This window comes from Lentibacillus kimchii (assembly GCF_042666895.1).
GTDB classification, from domain to species: domain Bacteria; phylum Bacillota; class Bacilli; order Bacillales; family Amphibacillaceae; genus Lentibacillus; species Lentibacillus kimchii.
Genome location: NZ_JBHTGR010000056.1, coordinates 63515 through 87048 on the forward strand (window position 1 = coordinate 63515; position 23534 = coordinate 87048).

A 23534-nucleotide genomic window follows, 5' to 3' on the forward strand; every position below is an offset into this window, starting at 1 on the left:
AGGGGGAACAATGGGGAAGAACGCATATACGATAGGTGATCGCCTCCGATTTATTATTCCGTCATTACTTGGCGTGTTCATGTTTATAACACCGGTCAGCACTGAGGACGGGATGACTATTCCCATTGCTGTTCTCGCAAATTGGCTGCAGGATTGGCTGAGTGGCGAACTTTCGGCTATTATGATGGTGATTATTGTGCTGACGGCTGTTCTCACCGTTTTTGCAAGAATCATGGGGCCGAATGCCTTTGCGAGGACACCTTTCTTCCATAAACTGTTTTACGAAAGCCTGTTTTGGACAATCACACGGGTTGCTGCTGCTATCTTTGCGGTCATGGTGTATTTTCAGCTGGGGCCCGAAGCGATTTACGGTCCCGACACAGGTGGGAAATTGCTCGGTAGTTTGCTGCATACCCTGTTTGCCGTCTTTTTATTTGCCGGTTTGTTTTTACCGCTGCTGATGAATTACGGCCTTTTGGATTTCTTCGGCACCCTGATGACCAAGATTATGCGTCCACTGTTCAAACTGCCCGGCCGCTCCTCGATTGATGCGCTTGCATCATGGGTAGGCGACGGGACGATCGGCGTTTTGATGACAAGCAAGCAGTATGAAGATGGCCACTACACAAAACGCGAGGCAGCCGTTATCGGGACGACGTTTTCACTCGTATCGATTACATTTACACTGGTCGTCATCAGTGAAGTCGGCCTTGGTCACATGTTTGTGCCGTTTTATTTGACGGTCATTGCCGCCGGATTTGTCGCAGCCCTGATCATGCCGCGGATCCCGCCGCTGTCCTGGAAAGACGACACATATATTAATACGTCCTCAACAGGTATTAATGAACAAATTCCGGAAGGCTACAACAGCTTAACGTTTGGCTACAAAAAAGCGGTAGACAGAGCCCGTCAGGAAACAAGCATCTATCAGTTTTTTAAACAGGGCAGCCAGAATGTCCTGGATATGTGGATGGGGGTTGCCCCAATTGTCATGGCGTTCGGAATGATCGCTCTGGTTCTCGCGGAATATACACCTGTGTTCAGCTGGCTTGGCATGCCATTCATTCCGCTCTTGGAGTTAATGCAGGTGCCTTACGCCAAAGAAGCGTCCGAAACGATGTTAGTCGGGTTTACGGATATGTTCCTGCCCGCGGTTATCGGTGCCTCAATCAAAGCGGAAATCACCCGGTTTATTGTCGGCGCGCTGTCTGTCACACAATTAGTTTACTTGTCCGAAGTCGGCGGACTTTTGCTTGGCTCCAAAGTTCCGGTATCGATGAAGGATCTCGTAATTATCTTTTTGCTGCGGACCCTTATTACGCTGCCGATCATTACACTGATTGCACACATGATCTTTTAAATAACCCGCGGCCTCACAATGGTGGTAACCCAGCTTAGGTTATCGACTCTAAGGACTCCTGCGAGGAACAGAGACATAGATGAGACCCCAAGGCGGCTCACCAGTCCGCTGTTCCCCGTTGTCTCACGCACTGATACGTCTTCTTCGCCCATGGTGTTTTAATTTTTCTTTCAGGATGGAGACCTTTGCTTCAACAAACGGCTGCCAAATACTGCGCACCGGCCTGCTGGAGAGAGCGAAGACAATGAGCGCTGCCAGAACAGCCAGCCCCAGCACATCGACCAAATGATTCACAGCAAACAAATCCGCCTGCCGGAAAAACTGCACGAAAAAGCCATGCAATAAATAAACATAAATGGTTTGCGTCCCAAACACCGTCAGCGGATAGTGTTTCTGTGGCATCCACGCCAAAAAGCTTGCGGCCATCGCAAACGATGTGACATAGACAAGCAGTCTTGCGATAATACCATATTCCGGAAGTCCCAGACTGCTGTAGGACTTGGATGCGAGCAGCCAGCCTGTATTAAAATCCGGCGCATAGTAAATGCCAACTGCAACAGCAAGCATCACAATAACAGCAGCTGCTTTAAACTGGATATGTTTCAGCCATTCCAGCTGGTTTTGCGTCACCAAGTACCCCAGCAGGAAAAATGGGAAAAAGACAAACGTGCGTGAGAGGCTGAATGAATGTCCGATGTCGCCAAAGTAACCGACAATCAGCCCGATGCCAACCGTTATGGCCAGCCCCATAGCAGCAGGCACTCGTTTAAACGCGATCAAAAGCATATGCCAGCTGAATAAACTGAATAAAAACCATAAAGCCCAGTGCGGATAAAACATCTCAAATTCCCAGCCATCTTTGCCAATCAAAAAGTAATACCCTGTATAGATAACCTGGAAAATCAAGTAAGGCACCAGTAATTTTTTAGCTAATTTTATAATGTCACGGATGGATCCTGATCCTTTCGCAAAAAAACCGGCCAAAAATATGAATGCCGGCATGTGAAATGTATAAATCCAGAGATAAAGTGTGTTGACACCCGAGGATTCACTCGTGAATGGCTGAATAAGGTGGCCAAACACGACCAGAAAAATCAGGACCAGTCTGGCATTGTCAAAATACGGATTTCTTTCCCTTTTAGCCATTTTTCTCATCCCTTTACATGCAAAATTCCTATGATGTCACTCTCCACTATATCTCTTTTAACTTATTCTTACGACCGCTGAGCACTGATTTCATCAGGTTGTTAGCATTTGTAACTGGAATGATAAATTTGCTTTGATTTTGCCACGTCTGACATAAAAAAATCCGTTATAAACACAAGCTATTTCGCCATTTTTTTCTTTTCTTTAGGTGCAATTTTTCGTTTGGGCTGCGGCTCATCATCTTTTTGAGCACGTTCTACCGATTTCTCCAGAGCATCCATTAAGTTGGTGACATTATCCGGCTTGGCTTTATCTTCGGCTGTCGTGACCTCTTCCCCTTCTTTTTTCGCTTCGATCAGCTCCATGAGAGCCTCCCGATACGTATCATGATATTTGTCCGGATCAAATTCGGCCGAGAGCTCATCAACCAGCAACTTCGCTGTTTCCAATTCCTTAGCGTCATTATTGCTTTCAGCTGGCACGTTTGGCACATCCTTCACATCGCGGACTTCATCCGGATAATGGATCGTCTCCACCACAAGCGTGTTCTGATAAATCCGGATAACCGCCAGCTGTTCTTTGGAGCGGATCATGATCTTGGCAATGCCAATTTTACCGGAATCCTCGAGCGCTTCCCGCAGCAGACCATAGGATTTTGCCCCGCCCTCATTGGGCGACAGATAGTAGCTTTTCTCAAAATAGATCGGATCAATTTCTTCCATGTCAACAAAATCCATGATCTGCACAGCCTTATCGGCCTGCTCTTTCTTGAGTTCGGCCAGTTCGTCATCATCAAGCACGACAAATTTATTCTTGGCATATTCATAGGCTTTAACGATCTCATCATTGGTCACTTCACGATCACAATTCGGGCATACTTTCTCGTATTTAATCGGAGTTCGGCATTCTTTATGCAGATTACGCAGCCGAATATCTTTATTTTCCGTTGCCGCATGCATTTTCACCGGGATATTCACGAGTCCGAAACTGATGGTCCCTTTCCACATCGTATGCATAGCAAATCCTCCTTTGGGCGGTTAGTTTGGCTTCTGGAACGTGTATTTATCCAGCTTCAGGGCAAATTACCCATAGAGGTGTTTAACGTGACATTAATGCAGCCGATTATGTGTGAAACGATACCTTCCGGAGAGACCTGGGTTTACGAAGTGAAATATGATGGTTTCCGCTGTGTTTTGACCTGGACAAATGATTCAGTTCAGCTGACCAGCCGCAACGGAACTGATTTAAGTGGCAAATTCCCAGAGATTATTGACGCGTGCCGGTCCGAGCAATCGCACGTCCAATCGTATTTGCCTCTGGAACTGGACGGCGAACTAGCTATCTTAAATCACACATACCAGGCCAACTTTGCGCTAATACAGAAACGCAGCCGCTTGCAGGACACAGAAAAGATTAACGAACAGGCTGCCGCGCATCCAGCGAGCTTTATGGTGTTTGATCTTTTGGCGTCTGCCGGCAGTTCACGTCAAGGCCAGCCATTTGCCCAGCGTAAACACGAGCTGGCCCTGGTTTTTGGCAACACGAACCAGCTGGGAGAGCGTCTGCAATATATTGCTTGCACGACGGATGCGCATGCCCTGTGGCAGACTCTTGTGACGTCTAAGGGTGAGGGACTGGTCGCCAAACAGCGTGATAGCCTGTATCAGCCTGGGAAAAACATCATGATTGGTTTAAAATCAAAAATTGGCGAACCATTGCGGCATTTTTGACCCGTTTCAACCCGGAAAATGATTATGTCACCGCAGCTGTTTATAAAAATGGGGAAATTGTCGAACTGGGAAAAGTGAAACACGGACTGGATGAGGAAACATGGCGTACGCTAAAAGACGTATTCCGGACAAAGGGAAGACAGGTCGCTGAGGGCTATGAGCTCCCGCCGGCAGTCTGTGCGTCGATACATACATTGGATTTACTCAGCGGTGAGCTGCGAGAGCCGCATTTCCGCCGTCTCACACCGGAGAAATCAGCTTCCTCATGCACATGGCATCAGGCACAGCTCGATCTGGCTATGTTTCCAGAAGCAGTTGACGTCACGCATACCGCGAAAGCATTTTGGCCGCGTGCGGACCTGGCGAAAGGTGACTTGCTGGTGTATATGCGAAACATCGCGCCTTATATGCTGCCGTTTCTTCGTGAACGTCTGCTGACAATCATCCGTTGTCCGGACGGCGTTCAGGGTGAATCTTTTTTTCAAAAAAGCCGGCCTGACGACGCACCGGACTTTCTCAAAGGGATCACACACGATGGGGACAAACGTTTTGTCTGCAATACGACAGACGCGCTTATATGGCTCGCTAATCAGGGCGCGCTGGAATATCACATTCCATTTCAGACAGCGGATCAGGTTAAACCGCGTGAAATTGTATTTGATCTGGACCCGCCTGGACGTGAGCAATTTACCCTTGCCATCCAAGCAGCGCGTTTATTAAAGCAGGTATTGGATGATCTGCAGCTTGTGTCGTTTTTGAAAACATCGGGCGGGAAAGGCTTGCAGGTGCATATTCCTCTGCCGTCTGACAGTTTGACTTATGAGGAGACAGGTGTTCTGACGCAGGCGGTGGCCTGGACGCTGGAAAACAGCTATCCGGATTTATTTACAACAGAGCGGTTAAAGGCTAAGCGTGGCGGGCGGCTGTATATCGATTACCTGCAGCACGCGGAAGGCAAAACCATCGTTGCGCCCTACTCACCGAGAAAACGCGAAGATGCCACAGTTGCCGCGCCTCTTTTCTGGGAGGAGCTCACAGATGATTTGAGACCTGATGAGTTCCAGATTGATAATGCAGTTGAACGCGTACAAACCATTGGCTGTCCGTTTGCAGGATACTTTGCAGCAGGTGACGCACAGGTGCTGGCTAACGTTTTAAGTCTGATCAGGAAGTAGACGTTATCAGTGCGATTTTCCTGAATGGCAGCTAACGTCCCTTGGTCTGATCGTCTCCTGCAAACAATTTATCACCAATCATATAGCCGGCGCACGCTGCCAGCGCACCGATAATGATAGATATGAATTTACTCGTATCCGGAAAGAAAAACGCCATTATAAACGCAGCAATTCCAGCCGCAAGACCCGCTAATAAAGCCCGGTCAATCGTTTTGATATTCAGCATCATGCACCTCTCAATCAGAAGAAGATTTAAAAAGGAAGCTCCTCTTCATTAGATAATTCGACTAAATTGGGATAAACACCTAAATAAATCAGAATGAACAGAATAAGCAGCAGCAAGACAGGTGCTATAAAAGCATACAATGCGTTTTTCTTCCGGGAACGCTGTGTCACGTATTGCTTCTCACCACAATATGGACAAACCATACCCGTATCCAGTGTGAAAGACTTTTTAAATGTCTGCCCCCCACGTCCAGCTGGATCCGCAGTTGTCACAAACAGGCATGCTCAGCCCTCCTATCATTCCGATCCTTCAACTCCTTTCATCGTAACATAATAAGCACGGCCACATTAATATTTCAGACAAAAATACCACAGCACACTAAAAAAGCCTGAGACTGCCTCCCAAGCTAATTATCTGAATTTAGTCACTAAATAAAGCGAAGGGAAAATGCGAAGACTCCTGGGGGAGCAAAGGCATAGGCAAGACCCCGCAGGCCGACAGGCCGAGGAGGCTTGCCAGCTGCCCCCGGAAAGCCCAGCATTTTCCCGCAGCGGTCATGTGCTCATGTCTGCTAAACACTGTGAACGCTGCATTGAGTCTTATTGAATCGTCGGCTGCAGTTCGATAGCGACATTGCCCTTGATGGCACGGGAAATCATACAGCTTGATTCAGCTTTTTCAACCAGTTTATGCAGCTTCTGGTAATCCGCATCGCCGGCACCATCCTTGAGGGCTGCATAAGGTCTGTGAATAATTTTGTCATACGTCATGACACCATTGGTAACGTCGACAATGCCTTCTGAATCCAGCGACATCTCTTTAAGCGGGAGCTCCGCGCGTTCAATCATCGCTGCCAGTGTAATAACGTAACACGTCGCAGCAGCCCCCAAAAGCATCTCATCCGGATTCGTCCCGACGCCAGGTCCATCCATCTCCGGCGGAATCGAAATGGAGGTCTTCAGGTTGCCGGCATCAATCTGACCCGTACTGTCTCGCCCGCCCGGCCAGTCTGCCTGCAAATGAAAATGATGCTGTGCCATACAATCACCTCAGGTTAAAATATTGCGGCCAGTGCCGCAAGAGCTGCTCCGTTATCGTCCTGTTAAGACTTGTCCAACAGCTCCTTGAGCACTCTGGCCTGATTATGTTCCTCATCCTTGGAGGCAAACAGCAAAGTCAGCTGTTTCGTCCCATCAGCCAGGTCTTTCAGCTGCTCCCACGCTTCATGCTGACTTCCTTCCTTCAGTTCATTCTCATAGCGCTCTTTAAATGTCATGTATTTTTCCGGATCATGCCCGAACCATTGGCGCAATTCTTTGGACGGCCCAATACTTTTTAGCCAATGATCCAGCTGCGCTTTATCTTTGGCCACGCCTCTTGGCCAGACCCGGTCAACCAAAACACGAAGACCATCATCCTGCTCTGCCTGATCATAAATACGTTTTAGCCTTACAGCCATCTAGTCATCACCCCTTTGTTCAGAAAAGGTCTGCTGCGGCGGTTCTGACGTCTTCTGCCCCGAAGAGAACCAGCCGATAACGGCAGTCGCAACCAGCACCGTATAAAAGATAAGCTTCCAGACTGCTGACTGCGGAAATGCGTGCGGTATCAGCCCAATCTCCTCATGAGCCAGCACCAGCACCGATAACTTCACACCAACCCAGCCTACAATCACAAATGCGGCAATTTCCAGACCAGGCCGTTTGTTTAACAAATCCACAAACAGGTTCGCGGCAAACCGCATAATAATCAGACCAATCATCCCGCCGGCGAACACAACGGCAAATTGTGCCCCGTCAAGACTGCCGATCTGCGGCCATGAGGTCTCCGGCAAAGCCACCGCAAGAGCCACAGCAGCCAAAATCGAATCGACAGCAAATGCCAGATCCGCAAACTCAATTTTAACAACCGTCAGCCAAAAACCACTCCCATTTTTGGCCGGTTTGACGTCCGTTTCATCAGTACCTGCACGACCTGTCCATACATCATATAAATTTTTGCCGGAAATAACAAGCAGATAGATAGCACCCAAGGCTTGTATCTCCCAGACATCGACAAGAAACGAAATAATATACAAGGAACCAAACCGCAGGACAAATGCCCCGGCAAGTCCGTAGAACAAAGCCTTTTTCCGATCTTTTGGCGAAAGGTGCTTAACCATAATGGCCAGAACCAATGCGTTATCAGCAGCAAGCAGCCCTTCCAGACCAATCAGGACAACCAGGACCCATAAATACTCGATCACTAATGACGTTTCCACTGATTTTCCCCCTCGTGGTATGGTTGGGGGCGGGACCCATTGCCGGCTGCCAAAACCCATAAAAAATAGCCCCGCCCATAGGCAAGGACCAAAAAAAGACCCTTACCAGCATGGTAAAGGTCTCGCTAACAACGTTCGTTGCCAATCAAGCCGGAGATAGACGATCTCGTATTGACGACTTGTATTGTGCAGCTACTCCCCTTCAGAAACAATTCTTATTACATTCTATTAAACCGTCTATTGCACAATTTGTCAACCAGTCGCAGCCAGAAATTCTGCCCGCTTTTCCCGTATTATGTCTCGATAGACACTGGCAACAATGTTTAAATGAATCGTTTGTCGGCTAACCTGACAAAATACCTTTCTATTAAGTGCCCGAGCCGTTACAATAGACATTGACATAAATTAACAGAGAGATGTGATTATCATGATCAACAAACGCTGGTTCCAAGCATTAATCGTCCTGATTCTTGGTTTCCTGCTTTTATTATTAGTATCAGCCGCTGATTTTATTTTCGAACCCATTTTTACATATGTCGGCGCTGTCGCTCTGCCGGTGATCGGAGCAGGTCTCCTATTTTATATAACCCGGCCGGTCATGCATTTATTGGAAAAAATGAAACTAAACCGTATCGTTGCAATATTGCTTGTCTTTGTATTGCTGCTGCTCCTGCTGTATATCGTTGCACGCTATCTTATGCCTATTCTCCAAACCCAGTTCAATAATCTGGTCAATAACATACCAGCCATGGTTGCGGCCGTTCAGGATCTCGTCAATTATGTACAAGCAAACCAGAACGTCATTCCTCCGGGGATAAACGATACCATTGATAACGTGACATCAAACCTGCAAACCTATATCGAGTCAGCGATGTCATTCATTTTTGGCTTTATCAGTGAGTTTATCGGCATTCTATTTGCCGTTGTTCTGATTCCTTTTTTCCTGTTTTTCATGCTGAAAGACGGCGAGAAATTTGTCCCGTTTATCACACAGTTTCTTAAAAAGAAGAAGGCAGCTAATCTGCGTGCACTGTTGCATAAGATTGATGAAACATTAACGTCCTATATTATGGGGCAATTAGTTGTTGCCTTTTGTATAGGTGTTATGCTGTATATCGGCTATGTGCTGATCGGTCTTAAGTATGCTCTGACACTGGCTCTGTTCGGGATGATTCTCAGTGTCATCCCATTTCTCGGGGCCTATATCGGGGTTGTCCCTGGCATGCTTGTCGGGCTTTTTCAGGACCCGCTCATGCCAATTTGGGTAGCGCTTGTCATGCTTGTTGCCCAGCAAATTGAAAGCAACCTGATATCGCCGAATGTCATCGGCAAAGTGCTGCACCTGCACCCATTAACCGTTATTACACTCGTGCTGGCTGCAGGCAGTATTGCTGGACTGCTCGGGATGCTGTTTGTCATTCCTGTCTATACAGTGGCCAAGACAATCATCAGTCATTTCTACGAGACTTATCAGGATGAGCATGAGGATGAAGACGCTGCTCTCTTGTGATGCCGCAGCGACCATAAATCTTGAGGCATCCTTGTTTTCACACGCCATTTTCAGTAAACTAAAGAGCAGGGAGTGATCAGTGTGACCAAAGGACAAATCGAAGCGGAATTAGCCGAGCTGAAATCGGATTATGCAAGAATTCAGGGTGACGTGGAAAAAGCAACCTCATTTGGTGTGGACACATCAACCGGTGAGAACAAGTTGATTGAAATTGAGGAACGCGTCGCCAAGCTGAACCAGCAATTGGAGCAGCTGGATTAAAAAGAACCAGGGGAAGCCAATGAAGGCTCACCCTGGTTCTTTTTAATAGGTTCATTAAGATCCGGCCCTGCTAGCTAACTGCTTTGATCAACGCCACCACGCTCGCCGTTTGGCTGGCTTTTGCCGTTGCCATTGTTCCGCTGATTTTCCAGGCGTTTTTTAATTTTGTTGATCTCCTTAACCGGCGGTGTCAGGCTGACAAGAACGTCGCCGACTTCCGGTGTAATCCGTGTTTCCTCTGAAAAATAGCGCACCCGGCCTGATCGTTTGATCACGTACAGTCTTATGGTCTCTTCAGCTTTATCCTGCAAATATTGCTTATAGTTGTACCGGCTTGTAAGTGTCGTTTGCCGTAAAATATAATTTTCCCGGATTCTCTGGTTTAAGTCCTCCAGTGTCAGCTCCTGTTTAAACAGGAAGCGTCCGCCGACTTTTCTGACCATATCGCCTGTGTCGTTCATATTCCGGCGGTAAGGCCTGACTTTAAACACGTTCGTCCGCCCGTACTCCGGCATGAACGTTGTACAGAGAAGCGCATTATAAGCATCATACTCCGAAGCAGCAATCAGATAATCATAAGGGATTGTATCCAAATTGTATTCAGTCTGCTCCGATAACATCTCCCCGTGATAAAAGGGAACGCCTGCTTCACGGGCCTTTCGCAGATTTTTCCACGATGAATCGACCACCATAACGGGGGATTTTGCCTTCTGCAGTGATTTAGCCAGGTTCACTGTGAAACTGTTGCTGCCCACAATCAGTGTACCGGGTCTGCCTTCCTTCGACAGATTCAGCTTCTTGGCAAGCCAGCCAATTGAGAAACCATTGGCAACAACCGTCGAAAACACAAGCGCAAACGTGATCGTCGTAATCAGCGACGCATCAGCGTAGCCCGCCTGACTTAAAATCGACGCAAAGTAGCTGGAAACGGTCAGAGCCACAATCCCCCTCGGTGCAACCCACCCCAGCAATAGTTTTTCATTCAGGGAGAGGACTGTTCCAATCGTCGACAGAAAAATAGACAATGGCCTGACGATAAACATCATTAATAAAACATAACCCAAAATACTCGGATCAAATACTTCCAGCAGTGTATCCAGCTGCAGTGAAGCCGTCACCATAATAAAAATGGCCGAAATGAGCAGTAACGAAATATTTTCCTTAAAATGGCGCATGTCGTCAATTGAGCTGATGTTCATGTTGGCAAGTGTAACGCCCATGGCTGTCACCGCAAGCAGCCCTGTTTCGTGCGCGATTTCATCGGCAAATGTGAAACAGGCAATGACAATAATAAAGACAGCAGGTGATTTGAGAAATTCCGGGATATAGCCAACTTCAAACATCCAGCCTATCCCCAGACCACATGCCCAGCCCATTACAGCCGCAAATACAGACGCCGCTAAAAATATGAGCAAGGCTGAACCGTCGGGATTGCTGGCTGTTAAAAAGGCAATGATTTCAAATGCAAAAACGGCTAGAAGGGCGCCGAGCGGATCGACAATGATCCCTTCCCATTTCAGAATCTTCGCCGGACGCGGCTGCAATTTGGACTGACGCAGAAGCGGCATAATGACTGTCGGGCCTGTCACAATAAACAACGCGCCGATAACAAATGCGGCAGCCCAGCTTAAACCAATGACATAATGCGCCGTCAGTGATCCAAGGACCCAGCCCAGAAACACACCAATGGTGGCAATGCGAAAAACGGGACGGCCCAGACCCCGGATTTCCTTAAAACTTAAGTTCAAACTGCCTTCAAATAAAATGATCGCAACAGCTACGGATATAATCGGGTTATACAGTTCACCAAAATCTTTTTCCGGATTCATAAATCCCAGAATCGGTCCGGCAAGCAGCCCCACGATCGACATAACAACAATAGCCGGCATCCGGTACCGCCAGGCTATCCATTGCGAACCTACTCCTAAAAGACCGATCAGCATAACTTCAAATAAAAGAGATGGCAGCATACGCTTCCCCCCTTTAAATCATTTATCGTTCATATGCCACATATACCAATCCAGTGTTGTATATGCAGGTACAAGCATTTGGTACACAAAAGAGAAAAATTTTCGATGCCTGGACGTGTCTGGCACCGGTGCGGCAACTGGAAGCTGCTGCTCAGCCCGGCTTCTCTTGATAGAATACAAGTTGCATCGAAATTGTCAGAGGTGCGTAGCAACACCTGCATGACGGCATGGCAGAGGACTAAAAAAACACATAGTAATGGGCAGCCCGCTCCCCTTTATCGCTCACACTATAACGCAATACCATGAGCACAGGATTGTTGCTGCCCGTTCATTTCTAAGTGATAAGGTCATTCTAAATGTGCTGAATCTAATTGTAAACAATTTAATTTTAAAACCGGCATAACAATTATAACCCGAACAAACGTAAATGTTTAAAATAAATTGACATATTTCGTCACGTTTTGTTAAACTACGTTTGCTCTAATCCCATTTCTAAATATTTTAAACTTTAATTTTCTTACAATTTACCTTTTTTTGTTAATAACCAGCGAGAGGAGTACGCCTTTATGAAAAAAGATACACTCATCATCGGTTTTATGCTGTTTGCTTTATTTTTTGGTGCTGGCAATTTGATCTACCCGCCTACCTTAGGCATTGAAGCAGGGACATCTTTCTGGCCTGCCATCATCGGTTTTATTTTAACCGGAGTCGGCCTGCCGGTAGTGGCGGTTGCTGCGGTTTCCTTTGTCAGCAATGATGCCAGGGAACTGGCCGATCACGTACATCCGCTGTTCGGTCTGATCTTTACAACAGTCGTTTATCTGGCAATCGGCCCGTTTTTCGGAATTCCGCGTGCCTCAACTGTCGCATTTGAAATGACGGTTGAGCCATTTACGGCTGGGACAAGCGGTTTGCTGTTCATATTCACGACCATTTTCTTTATAGCAGTTCTTCTTGTCAGCATGAATCCGTCGAAACTTGTCGATCGGATTGGCCAATGGCTGACACCAATCTTGCTGCTTGCCCTGATCGTAATCTGCATTGGTGGATTTCTGCTTTTGGATCAGACAGCAGCAGGACCGCCGAGTGCAGACTATGCAACTGCTCCCTTTTTCAACGGATTTGCGGAAGGCTATCTGACGATGGATGCCATTGCGGCCCTTGCTTTTGGGATTATCGTTGTGAATGCATTTAAAGACCGCGGCATCTCCACCCGAAAAGGTCTGATGAAAGCGACTCTTAAGACTGGCTCTGTTGCAGGCATCGCCCTTGCAGTCGTTTACACATCCATTGGCTGGATCGGCACCAGAATGGGTGATGCGGGTGACTTCACCAATGGCGGGGACATTCTATCAAGTGCCGCAGAAGGCATCTTTGGCAGTTTCGGTGCTCTGATACTCGGTCTGATCGTCGCTCTTGCCTGTTTTTCGACATCAGTCGGTCTTGTCGTCGCCTGCGGGCAATTCTTTAATAAGCTGACAGGCATTTCGTACCGCTGGATTATCAGCGTTATCACCATTGGCAGCTATGTGATTGCCAATCAGGGCCTGAACACCATTGTCGGTGTATCGGTACCGGTGCTTACGTTTATTTATCCAATTGCCATCGTGCTGATTATCCTGACGTTTTTGCACAAGTTTTTCGGCGGCTACAGAACAGTTTATCGCGGTGCCATTCTGCTGACAGCGATTGCTGCTCTCTATGATGGGCTCAATGAATTTGGCGTTAACATGCCCGAGATTGCGGCCATTATGGAAAAACTGCCCTTCTCCTCCATTGGTCTTGGCTGGCTGTTCCCGGCCATTATTGGCGGCTTGATTGGCTATATCTTTAAAAATAAAACGAAAGCGTCCCACGCACGTTAAGGCTGGTGACTGACAGCCCGCAATACAGCTTGTGACGGTGCTGGATCAGCTGAGTGCGGTGTTTTTCTAATAGGCACTGCCATAAACGGTATGTTAAGCTGGAGAACAGATTATGTGTGGGCTTTCGGCAGACTGAATTGCGCCCGGATCAGTCTGCCGGGCAAACCTCCCAGAGGGGGCATTGACGTTTTGACAAAACAACCTGACTATCTATTAAAAACCTACTTTGGCTATGATACATTCCGAAACGGCCAAAAACAGACAATTGATTCCATTATCACTAACCACAACACATTAGCCGTGATGCCGACGGGCGGAGGCAAATCTCTCTGCTAACAAATCCCTGGACTGGCACATGAGGGCACCGCCATTATTATATCGCCGCTCATTTCCCTAATGAAGGACCAGGTCGATGCATTACAGGCTCAGGGCATCGCGGCAACCTATATAAACAGCTCCCTGTCTGCCAGCGAACAGAAGACGCGCCTTGCTGATATTGAAGCTGGCAGATACAAATTTGTATACGCCGCACCCGAACGATTTGAGTCTGGGCGCTTCATGGCCGCCATAAAACAGATTCCGATCGCGCTGGTTGCGTTTGATGAAGCCCACTGCATTTCCGAGTGGGGACATGATTTCCGTCCCAGTTACCGGTCGATTATACCGAATTTGCAGCAACTCCCCAACATTCCAGTCACCACAGCCTTAACGGCAACGGCGACAAGCGATGTTATCGCCGATATCCAGACATTATTACAGATTGACAGCGAACACGTTATCAAAACGGGATTTGAACGCGACAATCTGGCGTTTCATATCGTTAAGGGAAAGAATAAACCAACGTATGTTCAGTCATTTCTGACGGAGCATCCCGAAGAGTCCGGTATCATTTACACAGCCACACGCAAACAGGCCGATACACTGAAAGACCAATTGGAAAAACGCGGGTTCTCAGTTGCTAAATACCATGCCGGCCTGACAGAAGATGAACGCAAACAAGCACAAGCTGCCTTTATCCATGATGACAAGACCATCATGATTGCCACCAACGCATTTGGTATGGGCATTGATAAACCCGATGTACGTTTCATCATTCATTACGCCATGCCGATGACGATTGAGGCCTACTATCAGGAAGCAGGCAGAGCAGGCCGTGATGGCGATCACAGCGATTGTATTCTATTATTTTCCCCGCAGGATGTGCAGCTGCAAAAGTTTTTAATTGAACAATCCGTGCTCGACGATGAGAAAAAACAGCACGAATACCAAAAGCTGCAGGCGATGATTAACTATTGTCATACACAAGGATGCCTGACCGATTATATCCTTGATTATTTTCATGACGAGGTGTCCGGCGGAAAAAACTGCGGACGCTGCAGCAACTGCCGTCAGCTGCAGGAGCGCGTCGACATCACAGAAGAAGCGCAAATGATTCTATCCTGCGTTAAACGCATGGATGAGCGTTTTGGCATAAGCATGACGGCCAAAGTGCTGAAGGGGTCCCGCGACAACCGGATCCGCCAATTCGGCTTAACGAAACTCTCCACCTTTGGCATTCTGTCCGCTTATACCGAAAAAGCCATTGCGGAAAGGATTCAATTCCTGGTCGCTGAACGTTTACTGGCCACCCGTGACGGCAAATACCCGACATTGCAATTAAATCAGTATTCGGTTGATGTGCTGACAGGAAAACATCCGGTCTTCATGTATACCGCGCCTATTCCCGAACGCGAACAGGCTGATTATCAGGAGGATTTGTTTGCCTCATTACGAAACCTGCGGCGGACAATGGCGGACGAGCAAGGCGTTCCCCCGTACGTGCTGTTTAACGATGCAACGCTCAAAGAGATAAGCCGCTATTTACCAGAAACGAAAGAGGCTATGCTGACAATTAAGGGTGTCGGCGATAAGAAATATGAACAATACGGAGAAGCATTTCTGGAAGCCGTTCAAGCGTGGCTTAAGACGCATCCCGACGTGAAAAAACCTGTCAGAGTGACGAGCCATCAGCCGTCGCCGCCCAAACAGGAAAAGCAGGCTGACGAGCGGCCAAGTCACGTGATCAGCTATACGATGTTTCAGTCGGGTAAATCTATTCAGGAAATTGCGCTCATCCGGGACATGACATCCCAGACGGTTGAAAGTCACCTGTTCAAGGCCTTTAAAGATGGCCATCCCATTGCCTGGGAGATATTTTTCAACACCGATGCAGAAGCGGCCATTTTAACTGCCCGCCATAATACTGACGAGCCAAAACTGAAACCATTAAAAGAAATGCTTTCAGATACCTATGACTATACAACGATTAAAGCCGTTCTGGTTAAAAATGGTTTTATGTAAGCAGGTTGTATGTCCACAATCGTTAAAAGTCATTAAAAAAGGGCTGGGACGAGTGTTTTGTCAAACACAAGTCCAAACAGCCCAAATAAATGGCTCATCCGACTAACCGCTCCTAAAATAGACGCCGCTTTCCGCAGGCGGCTGGTGAGCCTCCTCAGCAGCCGGAGCCGCTTACTTGCCGGTAACGTCTATGGCCCATGTTCCGTTGCGAAAAACAGCCTCAGTCGTGCCGTCTTCCAGAACGCCATCAATATCCAGCTGATCTGAGCCGATCATAAAGTCCACATGGCTTAAACTGTCATTCACACCATGCTGATCAAGCTCCTCGTTCGTCATGCCGGAGCCACCTTCCAAATTGGTCGGATAGGCTTTGCCAAGCGCAATATGACAGGATGCATTCTCATCAAACAGCGTATTGTAAAAAATCAGGCCTGACTGGGATACCGGTGATTCATCCGGTACGAGTGCAACTTCACCCAAACGGCGCGAGCCCTCATCGGTATCAAGCAAATGCTTCAGGGTCTCTTCACCCTGTTCTGCCTGGAAATCAACAACTTTGCCGTCTTTAAAGGTCAGGCTGAACCCGTCAATCACATTGCCGCCATAATTAAGCGGCTTCGTATTGGAAACCGTGCCGTTCACGGCATATTTATGGGGCATCGTGAAGACTTCCTCAGTCGGCATATTTGGATTAAAGGTTGTCCCCTGCTCCGATACAGCTGATCCGCCTTTCCACAGGTGACCTTTTGGCAAGGCAATTTCGAAATCTGTTCCCGGTGCCTTGTAGATAAGTTTCTGATATTGCTTCCGGTTCAGAATCTCCCGGGCTGTCTCCAGCGTTTGATTATGCTCCCGCCAAGCTGCTACGGGATCGTCCTTGTCAACCCGGACAATCGAGACAATGGCATCCCAAAGACTTGCGACTGCTTCCTCACGGGATTTACCCGGAAATACCTTTTGTGCCCAGTCCCCCGTTGGAATGGCGATGATTGACCACGTAATCCGGTCATTCATCGTATATTGGCGGAAGTTTTGCATGGCTTCAGCAGATGCTTTATTTGCCATTGCCACACGCGCTGAATCAATTCCTTTCAGCAGATCCGGATCGGTGGCCTTAATGGACAGCACTGCGGCGCCATCTTCAGCAAATGATTCCTGCATGTCAACCTTCCAGTCCGGAACATGACCGATCACTTCATCCGGAGCATTTTCATACTTCAGACGTGTCAGCTCGTCATCGGCCCAGTTAATATGTACATTCTTCGCGCCCATCTCATAGGCTTTCCGGGCGACAATACGTGTAAAATCCGACCCTTCAATCGGTGCATTGATCATGAGTGCCTGATTCTGCTGCAGATTAACACCGGTTCTCAGCGCCAGATCCGCGTATTTTTCCATTGTTTCACGAGCGACCATATGATTACCTCCAAACAAATTGATATCACTATTATTATGTCATAAATAATGTTATTTACCAAATAATCTAACTGTTCGCAAATTATATCGTTTCTCTGGCCTGATTAACCACAACACCAGTAATATGGCGTTGTGACGGCCTGATCAGGCGTTGCCATTCCACGGATAATCGGTGCCAAAGTCAGCTGCAACCGCTTTGGAATGCGAACGGCGCTTTTTCCGCTCTTCCGCACGTTCCGGTGCCCCTTCGTGCAATTGCTTTTCCTGAGCGGATTCCGGATAGACAACTGGTACCTGCGCCGGCTTGCCATCATCTTCAATCGCAACATACGTCAGAAATGCGGTCGTGCACACCTCACGCTCACCTGTTAACAAATCTTCCTTCACGGTTTTAGCAAACACTTCCATTGACGTGTGGTGTGTCCATGTAACAAATGCCTCCACGCATACGGAATCCGTTTCTTTAACCGGTGCCAGAAAATCAACCGAATCAGTTGATGCCGTTACAACAGGTTTGCGTGCGTGTCTGACAGCCGATATGGCTGCAACGTCATCAATATGCGCCATTAGCTTACCGCCAAATAATGTACCATGGTTATTCGTGTCCGGCGGCAGCACGTGTGATGTTTTAACAGCTAATGAATTTTTGCATGGTTTTGACTCCATAATGTTGCCTCCAATTCTTCTTGTTTCATAAGTATTCTCCCCCATTGTAGCACGATTATAGCGCTAATACTTATAAAACGGGGGAGAGCAAACGGGCTATGGACTCTTTAAACCGAATGCCAAGCGAGCGGTTCTGGTACAGTGTTCGGGTCATTTGGGTTGAGCGCGCCATATCCCGGTAAAAAGCATCCAATAATTCCTGAGACACGCCCTGATTATACATAAAAGCGTTCACCTCGAAATTCAGGCGAAAACTGCGCACATCAATATTGGCTGTGCCGACTGATGCAATTTTGCCATCAACAATCAATGTTTTCGCGTGCAGAAAACCATTTTGATAAATATAAACCTGTGCCCCTGCATTCAACAGATCTCCGATATAAGAGAATGTAGCCCAGTATACAAATGGGTGATCAGGCTTATTTGGAATCATAAGTTTGACATTAACCCCCGACAGGGTTGCAATCCTGAGTGCATCCTGCAGACTGTCATCAGGAATAAAGTAGGGCGTCTGGATGCAGATATACTCTTTTGCCGACATGATCATTTTAATATAGCCGTTTTTAATTTGCTCCCAGTCTGAATCAGGCCCGCTTGAAACAATCTGCATCCCGATGTCACCACCAGCCTTAGGCGTGAAATAGCGCTCATCATACATGATATGATTGCGCGAAGCCTGGTTCCAGTCCAGAATGAACCGGGTCTGCATATTCTCAACTGCATTGCCGACGACCCGCAGATGCGTGTCCCGCCAAAAGCCGAACCTGCGATTATAACCGAGGTATTCATCACCGATGTTAAACCCGCCAATATAACCGATTGCACCATCAATGATAGCCAGTTTGCGGTGGTTGCGGTAATTAATTTTTAAATTGACTTTAGGGATTTTCGGCGGAAAAAAAGATTCAATCATGACCCCCTCTTGTTTCAGTCGCCGCAAGAAGTTCCGGTTAATTTTCCGTGACCCCATATCATCGTAAAGAACGCGCACTTCCAGCCCTTGCCGCGCCTTTCGGATAAGTATTTTGGCTGTCCGCTCACCAAGCCAGTCATTGCGGAGAATATAATACTGCAGATGAATATGATCCGTCGCCTGTTCCATGTCCTGCATAAGGGTCTGAAATTTTTTCGCGCCATCTGTAAAGATCTTAACATCATTATTTTGTGTCAAAATCGCATCATCATTGCGCAGATGCAAATAATACAGATCTTTATAATCAGCCAACGCATCATTTTTAAAATGGAACGTGCCGTTTTCCAGTGCTCGCAGCTGTTTTTGGACAGCAAATTTCACCCCTAGTCTGGCTTTGGTATCCCATGTAAAGATATGCTGGCCACTGATCCGTCTGCCGAAAATTAAATATAAAATAAATCCAAGTATCGGAATGAACAAAAGGACCATTAGCCAGGCCCATGTTGTGGACGCATCTTTTCGTTCCAGAAAGATAACCGTAAAAGCCAGGGCAATGTTCAAAACAAGGATCAAGCCTAGAAAGAATGATATAATGTTCACTTGTTAAAACCCCTCTTCAGCATATGGCCACTATCCATAATATAGCATAATTTTCCTTCATACGTTAGAGCCAAGCTGGATGTGCTGTTAATTTGCCCTTTTGTCATAAACCGTATAACCTCTTAGCCAGATACTAGGTGAAAGTCTCTGGAATAACTTTATAAAACTGCCTGATTAAGCACCATTTCACCTCCCAGCTGAGATACATATAGTTGACATCTCTCACTAAATGATATACCCAGCGATAAAATTTTAAAAACAACTTGACGAACGCCCACCAGGTCATCTATAATATTCAGTTAATTAATAAAAATTAAAATCTCTTATTGCGAGCGGTGGAGGGACCAGGCCCAATGAAACCCGGCAACCATCAAGTCCGGCGATATGACTTTGAAAGGTGCTAAATCCTGCAGACTAGAGCAGATTCTGACAGATAAGAGAAGGATTAGCGCTATGTCAGCCTCCTTCTTTTCTGAAGGAGGTTTTCTTTTCCTGGTTAACGGAATGATGATGCCAATTGGCTAAGAAAGCCCGCAATCATTTTCAAAGGAGGAATTCCAATGACACCATTCAACCTGTACAGTCAAGAGACTCAATTACTTCACGGAGGGCAGAAACCCGATCCAGAAACAGGGGCGCGAGCGGTCCCGATTCATCAGACAACATCCTATGTTTTTGACGACACGGAGCACGCACACAATCTCTTCGGCCTGACCGAAGAGGGTAATATCTACTCACGTATGATGAACCCCACCGTCGATGCTTTCGAGCAGCGAATGGCTCTTTTGGAGGATGGCTCAGCAGCTGTTGCCGTTGCTTCCGGCATGGCTGCCATTACACTGTCGATTTTAAACCTGGCCAGCAGTGGTGATGAGATTATCGCCGACAGCAGTCTGTACGGCGGGACACACAACTTGTTCGCCAATACCCTGCCCAGATACGGCATCCATGTCACATTTGTCGATGGAACCGATCCAGCCGCTTTCGAAAAAGCCATCACCGCCAATACAAAAGCCTTTTTCGGCGAAATTATTACCAATCCAGGCCTGAACATATTGGATGTGGAGACCATTGCCGCGATAGCACACCGAAACGGGATCCCGCTTATCATTGATAATACATTCGCTACACCTTACGGGACGCGGCCTATCAGCTGGGGTGCTGATGTTGTCGTCCATTCAGCCACTAAATGGATTGGCGGTCACGGCACGGCAATTGCAGGTGTCGTTATCGATGGCGGACGTTTTCAATGGGATAATGGCAACTTCCCCGAATTCACAGAACCAGATGACAGCTATAATGGTCTGCGTTATGCCGATCTAAGTCCGGCAGCGTTTGCCATGAAATTGCGTGTCCAGCTATTACGTGATATTGGTGCCTGTTTGAGCCCGCAAAATGCTTTTTTATTGCTGCAGGGCCTGGAAACACTGCACTTGAGGGTCGAACGTCATAACGCAAATGCTGCTGTTGTAGCAGATTTTCTGAACAGCCACCCAGCCGTTGAATGGGTAAATTACCCAGGACATCCGGGGCACCCCTCGCATCAATTGGCCAATAAATATTTAGACAGTGGTTACGGCTCTATCATTACATTTGGCGTTGAAGGGGGACGAAAAGTCGGCCAGGAGCTAATTGACAATGTGACGCTCTGGTCCCATGTTGCCAACGTAGGCGATGCGAAGTCGCTGATCATTCACCCGGCCTCAACCACTCACCAGCAGTTAAGTACAGATGAACTGACGCAAAGCGGTGTAACGGAAGAATTAGTTCGCTTGTCAGTTGGCCTTGAAGCAACACAGGATATTTTGGCTGATCTGGATCAGGCCATTGCGAAAGCCTCCGGGCGGCCAGCTGCCATCCAGCCAACCGAAGATGACGCGATCAGATGGCTGCTTCACTCACCTTTCGACCGGACAAATGGGACAGTACGGCCTAAAACCATCGCCGTTTTTGGACTGAACTCAGGGGATGATCGTTTTGCTGAAGATGTCAGCCAGCTGAAACAATCCGGCTTTCAGATTGTCCCGATTGGTACAGAGGACAGCGGCACCTCTGAAAGCTTAGACGCTTCCCCTTACCAGGTGGATGCCATCCTGACGAATCAGCACACACTGCCGCCAGAAATAACTGAACAGGCCATCGAGCAGAAAACAGCGATACTCTGGACGGAACAGCCAGCCGCCCATTACGATCAATCGCTTGAACGGGCACGCACATCCGGTCTTACGGTCATTTCCGGCAGACGGGCATATGAGGAGGCTTATCGGCTGCGGCATCATAATCCCGCCGAAGAAATGGTACACACCTGAGTGCTCACACGAGACTATGATTTTAAAATTCGCCTTCAGTTCGAGGGCGAATTTTAATGTTTAAACCTGTTTTTTATAGGGCTGATACAAGCGTGAATATGCTATAATAGAAGAGAACATAAAGATGAAAAATGCTAAAAGCTATAGCTTGCAAAGTAAAGGGTTGCCATTCTACGATGAAACGTGCTGATTACGTGACAAAGGACGACAGGTGTAAAACATGACAAAAAAGTATGTGCTGACGATAGCAGGCGTCTTGCTTGTGGCTCTTGCTGGTTTTTTAATTTTTTCTGAATCATCAAGCCCAGATCAACAGACGAATGATCAGGCGAGCCAGCAGCATAAAGATGATGCTGCTAATGAGCAAACGAATCATGACAGCGACAGGCAGGCAAACGCTGCTTCCCAGAAAGACGTGCCTATAAACAAGGAATCGGAAGAACCCGCCACTGGACTCAAGGAATTTTTAAATGACACCATCAAGCGGACACTGGATTTATTTAAAGATAAGAAAACATACGTAACCGCTGTTGGCGACTCACTGACCCAGGGTGTCGGTGATGATGTTGTGGATGGCGGTTATGTGGGGATTTTAGACAATCAAATTAATAAAAATAAAAACATCATGTCGTTTGCCAACTTCGGCAAACGCGGCAATCGCTCAGACCAGTTGCTGGAGCGCCTCAGCCAGCCTAAAATCACGGATTCAATTAAACATGCCGATATGGTGCTGGTGACAATCGGTGCTAATGATATTATGCAGGTTGTTAAAGAAAACGTAACCGACTTGCACATAGAGCAGTTTAAGCCGGCTAAACAAGCGTACAAACACCGGCTGCAACGCATTTTCAATAACATTCATGATCTAAATCAAGACGCCGCCATTTATTTAATAGGTATTTATAATCCGTTTGAGCATTATTTTGACTCTATTGATGAACTTGACATGATCGTTGATGACTGGAATGAAACAGGACAGAATATAACGGAAGAATACGATCAGGCAGCATTTATTCCGATTGACGACCTGTTCGCATCCGGAAATACTGATCTATTCGCCGATGATAATTTCCATCCCAGCCATGAGGGTTATCAGCGGATGGCCAAACGGGTACTGAATCATATAATTGACGACTAAGGGGGGTGTGCCGTGTCAAAACAAAAAGTGCATAAATGGAGACGCTGGTTTTTTCTGCTGCTTGGGGTAAACGTTCTGGCCCTTGCGTGTATTGCCATTCTAATCTTCTGGCCAGTATCTGAAACGGAAGAGCCCGATCCGGCTGATCACCATACCCAGCTCCGTTCGGAATTCGTTGTGCGTACAACGAAACAAAATTTAGATCAACTGATTAACGCCTATTTGGAAAAACTTTTAAAAGGCGATGGTCACCAATATCACGTCTCACTGGATAAAGATGTTGAGCTGGCCGGTGAACTGCCCGTATTTTCCACTACTGTTCCGCTATCGGTGCACCTTGAACCAATTGTGCAGAAAAATGGTGATATTACGCTTAAACAGAAATCAATTTCAATTGGGAAACTGGCACTGCCGAACAAGAAGATCATGGAATACCTGGAAAAGTACTTGCCAATGCCGGAGTGGGTAACGGTTAATCCTGCCGAAGAAGAAATTTATGTCGCGGTAACCGATATGGACATCAAAAGCAACTTCCATATAAGCGTTAAGCAAATTGATCTGGAAGCTGACAATATTGCCTTTAATATTGAAGTGCCCTACCGCTCTCTGGGAATTAAACAGGCAGCTTACAACGCGCAATGAACGTTGA

Annotated in this window: 23 protein-coding genes and 1 riboswitch; of the genes, 11 read left to right on the plus strand and 12 right to left on the minus strand. The window is 47.2% G+C overall.

The window, feature by feature from the left end:
- Positions 1-10: 10 nt before the first annotated feature.
- Complete coding sequence (locus tag ACFQU8_RS11920) at positions 11-1360, plus strand: YjiH family protein (RefSeq protein ID WP_382360387.1); 1350 nt, start codon at positions 11-13, stop codon at positions 1358-1360.
- 123 nt (positions 1361-1483) lie between these two features.
- Here ACFQU8_RS11920 and ACFQU8_RS11925 read toward each other — a convergent pair whose 3' ends face one another.
- Together ACFQU8_RS11925 and ku are read right to left on the minus strand one after the other, a co-directional pair.
- On the minus strand, positions 1484-2506 hold the full coding sequence (locus tag ACFQU8_RS11925; protein ID WP_382360390.1) for an acyltransferase family protein: 1023 nt from the start codon (positions 2504-2506) through the stop codon (positions 1484-1486).
- A gap of 179 nt (positions 2507-2685) precedes the next feature.
- Positions 2686-3522: a non-homologous end joining protein Ku gene (ku, locus tag ACFQU8_RS11930; protein ID WP_382360393.1), complete on the minus strand. Its 837-nt coding sequence runs from the start codon at positions 3520-3522 to the stop codon at positions 2686-2688.
- Here ku and ACFQU8_RS11935 point away from each other — a divergent pair.
- Positions 3517-4236 (plus strand): ATP-dependent DNA ligase, encoded by a 720-nt coding sequence (locus tag ACFQU8_RS11935; RefSeq protein WP_382360396.1) that lies wholly within the window; start codon positions 3517-3519, stop codon positions 4234-4236. The two genes, ku and ACFQU8_RS11935, sit on opposite strands and share 6 nt — an antisense overlap.
- Positions 4233-5411 carry a DNA ligase D gene (ligD, locus tag ACFQU8_RS11940; RefSeq protein ID WP_382360399.1) on the plus strand — a complete coding sequence of 393 codons (1179 nt, stop codon included), beginning with the start codon at positions 4233-4235 and terminating at the stop codon, positions 5409-5411. The genes ACFQU8_RS11935 and ligD overlap by 4 nt, the downstream gene beginning before the upstream one ends.
- Positions 5412-5442: 31 nt before the next feature.
- On the opposite strand, the gene ACFQU8_RS11945 is transcribed toward ligD, so the two are convergent.
- From ACFQU8_RS11945 to ACFQU8_RS11965, 5 genes are all read right to left on the minus strand, one after another.
- Positions 5443-5637, minus strand: coding sequence for a hypothetical protein (locus tag ACFQU8_RS11945; RefSeq protein ID WP_382360402.1), 195 nt, complete (start codon positions 5635-5637; stop codon positions 5443-5445).
- A gap of 26 nt (positions 5638-5663) precedes the next feature.
- Positions 5664-5909 carry a hypothetical protein gene (locus ACFQU8_RS11950; protein WP_382360405.1) on the minus strand — a complete coding sequence of 82 codons (246 nt, stop codon included), beginning with the start codon at positions 5907-5909 and terminating at the stop codon, positions 5664-5666.
- 327 nt (positions 5910-6236) lie between these two features.
- On the minus strand, positions 6237-6677 hold the full coding sequence (locus ACFQU8_RS11955; protein WP_382360408.1) for an OsmC family protein: 441 nt from the start codon (positions 6675-6677) through the stop codon (positions 6237-6239).
- A gap of 62 nt (positions 6678-6739) precedes the next feature.
- Positions 6740-7096 carry a DUF488 domain-containing protein gene (locus tag ACFQU8_RS11960; protein WP_382360411.1) on the minus strand — a complete coding sequence of 119 codons (357 nt, stop codon included), beginning with the start codon at positions 7094-7096 and terminating at the stop codon, positions 6740-6742.
- Entirely contained in the window at positions 7097-7897 is an 801-nt protein-coding gene (locus ACFQU8_RS11965; protein WP_382360414.1) for a TerC family protein, read from the minus strand.
- Positions 7898-8324: 427 nt separating this feature from the next.
- Between ACFQU8_RS11965 and ACFQU8_RS11970 the strand changes: the two genes are divergently transcribed.
- Together ACFQU8_RS11970 and ACFQU8_RS11975 are read left to right on the plus strand one after the other, a co-directional pair.
- Positions 8325-9407 carry an AI-2E family transporter gene (locus tag ACFQU8_RS11970; RefSeq protein ID WP_382360577.1) on the plus strand — a complete coding sequence of 361 codons (1083 nt, stop codon included), beginning with the start codon at positions 8325-8327 and terminating at the stop codon, positions 9405-9407.
- A gap of 81 nt (positions 9408-9488) precedes the next feature.
- Entirely contained in the window at positions 9489-9668 is a 180-nt protein-coding gene (locus tag ACFQU8_RS11975; protein ID WP_382360417.1) for an SE1832 family protein, read from the plus strand.
- A 74-nt stretch (positions 9669-9742) separates the two neighbouring features.
- Here the strand turns inward: ACFQU8_RS11975 and ACFQU8_RS11980 are convergent, their stop codons facing one another.
- Together ACFQU8_RS11980 and ACFQU8_RS11985 are read right to left on the minus strand one after the other, a co-directional pair.
- Complete coding sequence (locus ACFQU8_RS11980) at positions 9743-11638, minus strand: cation:proton antiporter (protein WP_382360420.1); 1896 nt, start codon at positions 11636-11638, stop codon at positions 9743-9745.
- 18 nt (positions 11639-11656) lie between these two features.
- Positions 11657-11818: a hypothetical protein gene (locus tag ACFQU8_RS11985; protein WP_382360423.1), complete on the minus strand. Its 162-nt coding sequence runs from the start codon at positions 11816-11818 to the stop codon at positions 11657-11659.
- A gap of 386 nt (positions 11819-12204) precedes the next feature.
- Here ACFQU8_RS11985 and brnQ point away from each other — a divergent pair, with 386 nt between their 5' ends.
- From brnQ to recQ, 3 genes are all read left to right on the plus strand, one after another.
- Complete coding sequence (gene brnQ / locus ACFQU8_RS11990) at positions 12205-13503, plus strand: branched-chain amino acid transport system II carrier protein (RefSeq protein WP_382360426.1); 1299 nt, start codon at positions 12205-12207, stop codon at positions 13501-13503.
- 189 nt (positions 13504-13692) lie between these two features.
- Complete coding sequence (locus tag ACFQU8_RS11995; RefSeq protein ID WP_382360429.1) at positions 13693-13839, plus strand: hypothetical protein; 147 nt, start codon at positions 13693-13695, stop codon at positions 13837-13839.
- Positions 13840-13851: 12 nt separating this feature from the next.
- Positions 13852-15843, plus strand: a complete 1992-nt coding sequence (gene recQ, locus ACFQU8_RS12000; RefSeq protein WP_382360580.1) for a DNA helicase RecQ — start codon at positions 13852-13854, stop codon at positions 15841-15843.
- 171 nt (positions 15844-16014) lie between these two features.
- Here the strand turns inward: recQ and ACFQU8_RS12005 are convergent, their stop codons facing one another.
- From ACFQU8_RS12005 to cls, 3 genes are all read right to left on the minus strand, one after another.
- Entirely contained in the window at positions 16015-17259 is a 1245-nt protein-coding gene (locus ACFQU8_RS12005; RefSeq protein ID WP_382360432.1) for an aminopeptidase, read from the minus strand.
- A 144-nt stretch (positions 17260-17403) separates the two neighbouring features.
- Complete coding sequence (locus ACFQU8_RS12010; protein ID WP_382360435.1) at positions 17404-17925, minus strand: acyl-CoA thioesterase; 522 nt, start codon at positions 17923-17925, stop codon at positions 17404-17406.
- Between the two features lie 70 nt (positions 17926-17995).
- Entirely contained in the window at positions 17996-19438 is a 1443-nt protein-coding gene (cls, locus tag ACFQU8_RS12015; protein ID WP_382360438.1) for a cardiolipin synthase, read from the minus strand.
- A 320-nt stretch (positions 19439-19758) separates the two neighbouring features.
- A riboswitch (SAM riboswitch) is annotated at positions 19759-19878 on the plus strand.
- A gap of 120 nt (positions 19879-19998) precedes the next feature.
- Between cls and ACFQU8_RS12020 the strand changes: the two genes are divergently transcribed.
- The 3 genes from ACFQU8_RS12020 (at position 19999) to ACFQU8_RS12030 (ending at position 23527) form a co-directional block, all read left to right on the plus strand.
- Complete coding sequence (locus tag ACFQU8_RS12020) at positions 19999-21747, plus strand: PLP-dependent aspartate aminotransferase family protein (RefSeq protein ID WP_382360441.1); 1749 nt, start codon at positions 19999-20001, stop codon at positions 21745-21747.
- Positions 21748-21967: 220 nt separating this feature from the next.
- Complete coding sequence (locus ACFQU8_RS12025; protein WP_382360444.1) at positions 21968-22885, plus strand: GDSL-type esterase/lipase family protein; 918 nt, start codon at positions 21968-21970, stop codon at positions 22883-22885.
- A 12-nt stretch (positions 22886-22897) separates the two neighbouring features.
- Positions 22898-23527, plus strand: a complete 630-nt coding sequence (locus ACFQU8_RS12030) for a YpmS family protein (RefSeq protein ID WP_382360447.1) — start codon at positions 22898-22900, stop codon at positions 23525-23527.
- The last annotated feature ends 7 nt before the right edge of the window (positions 23528-23534 follow it).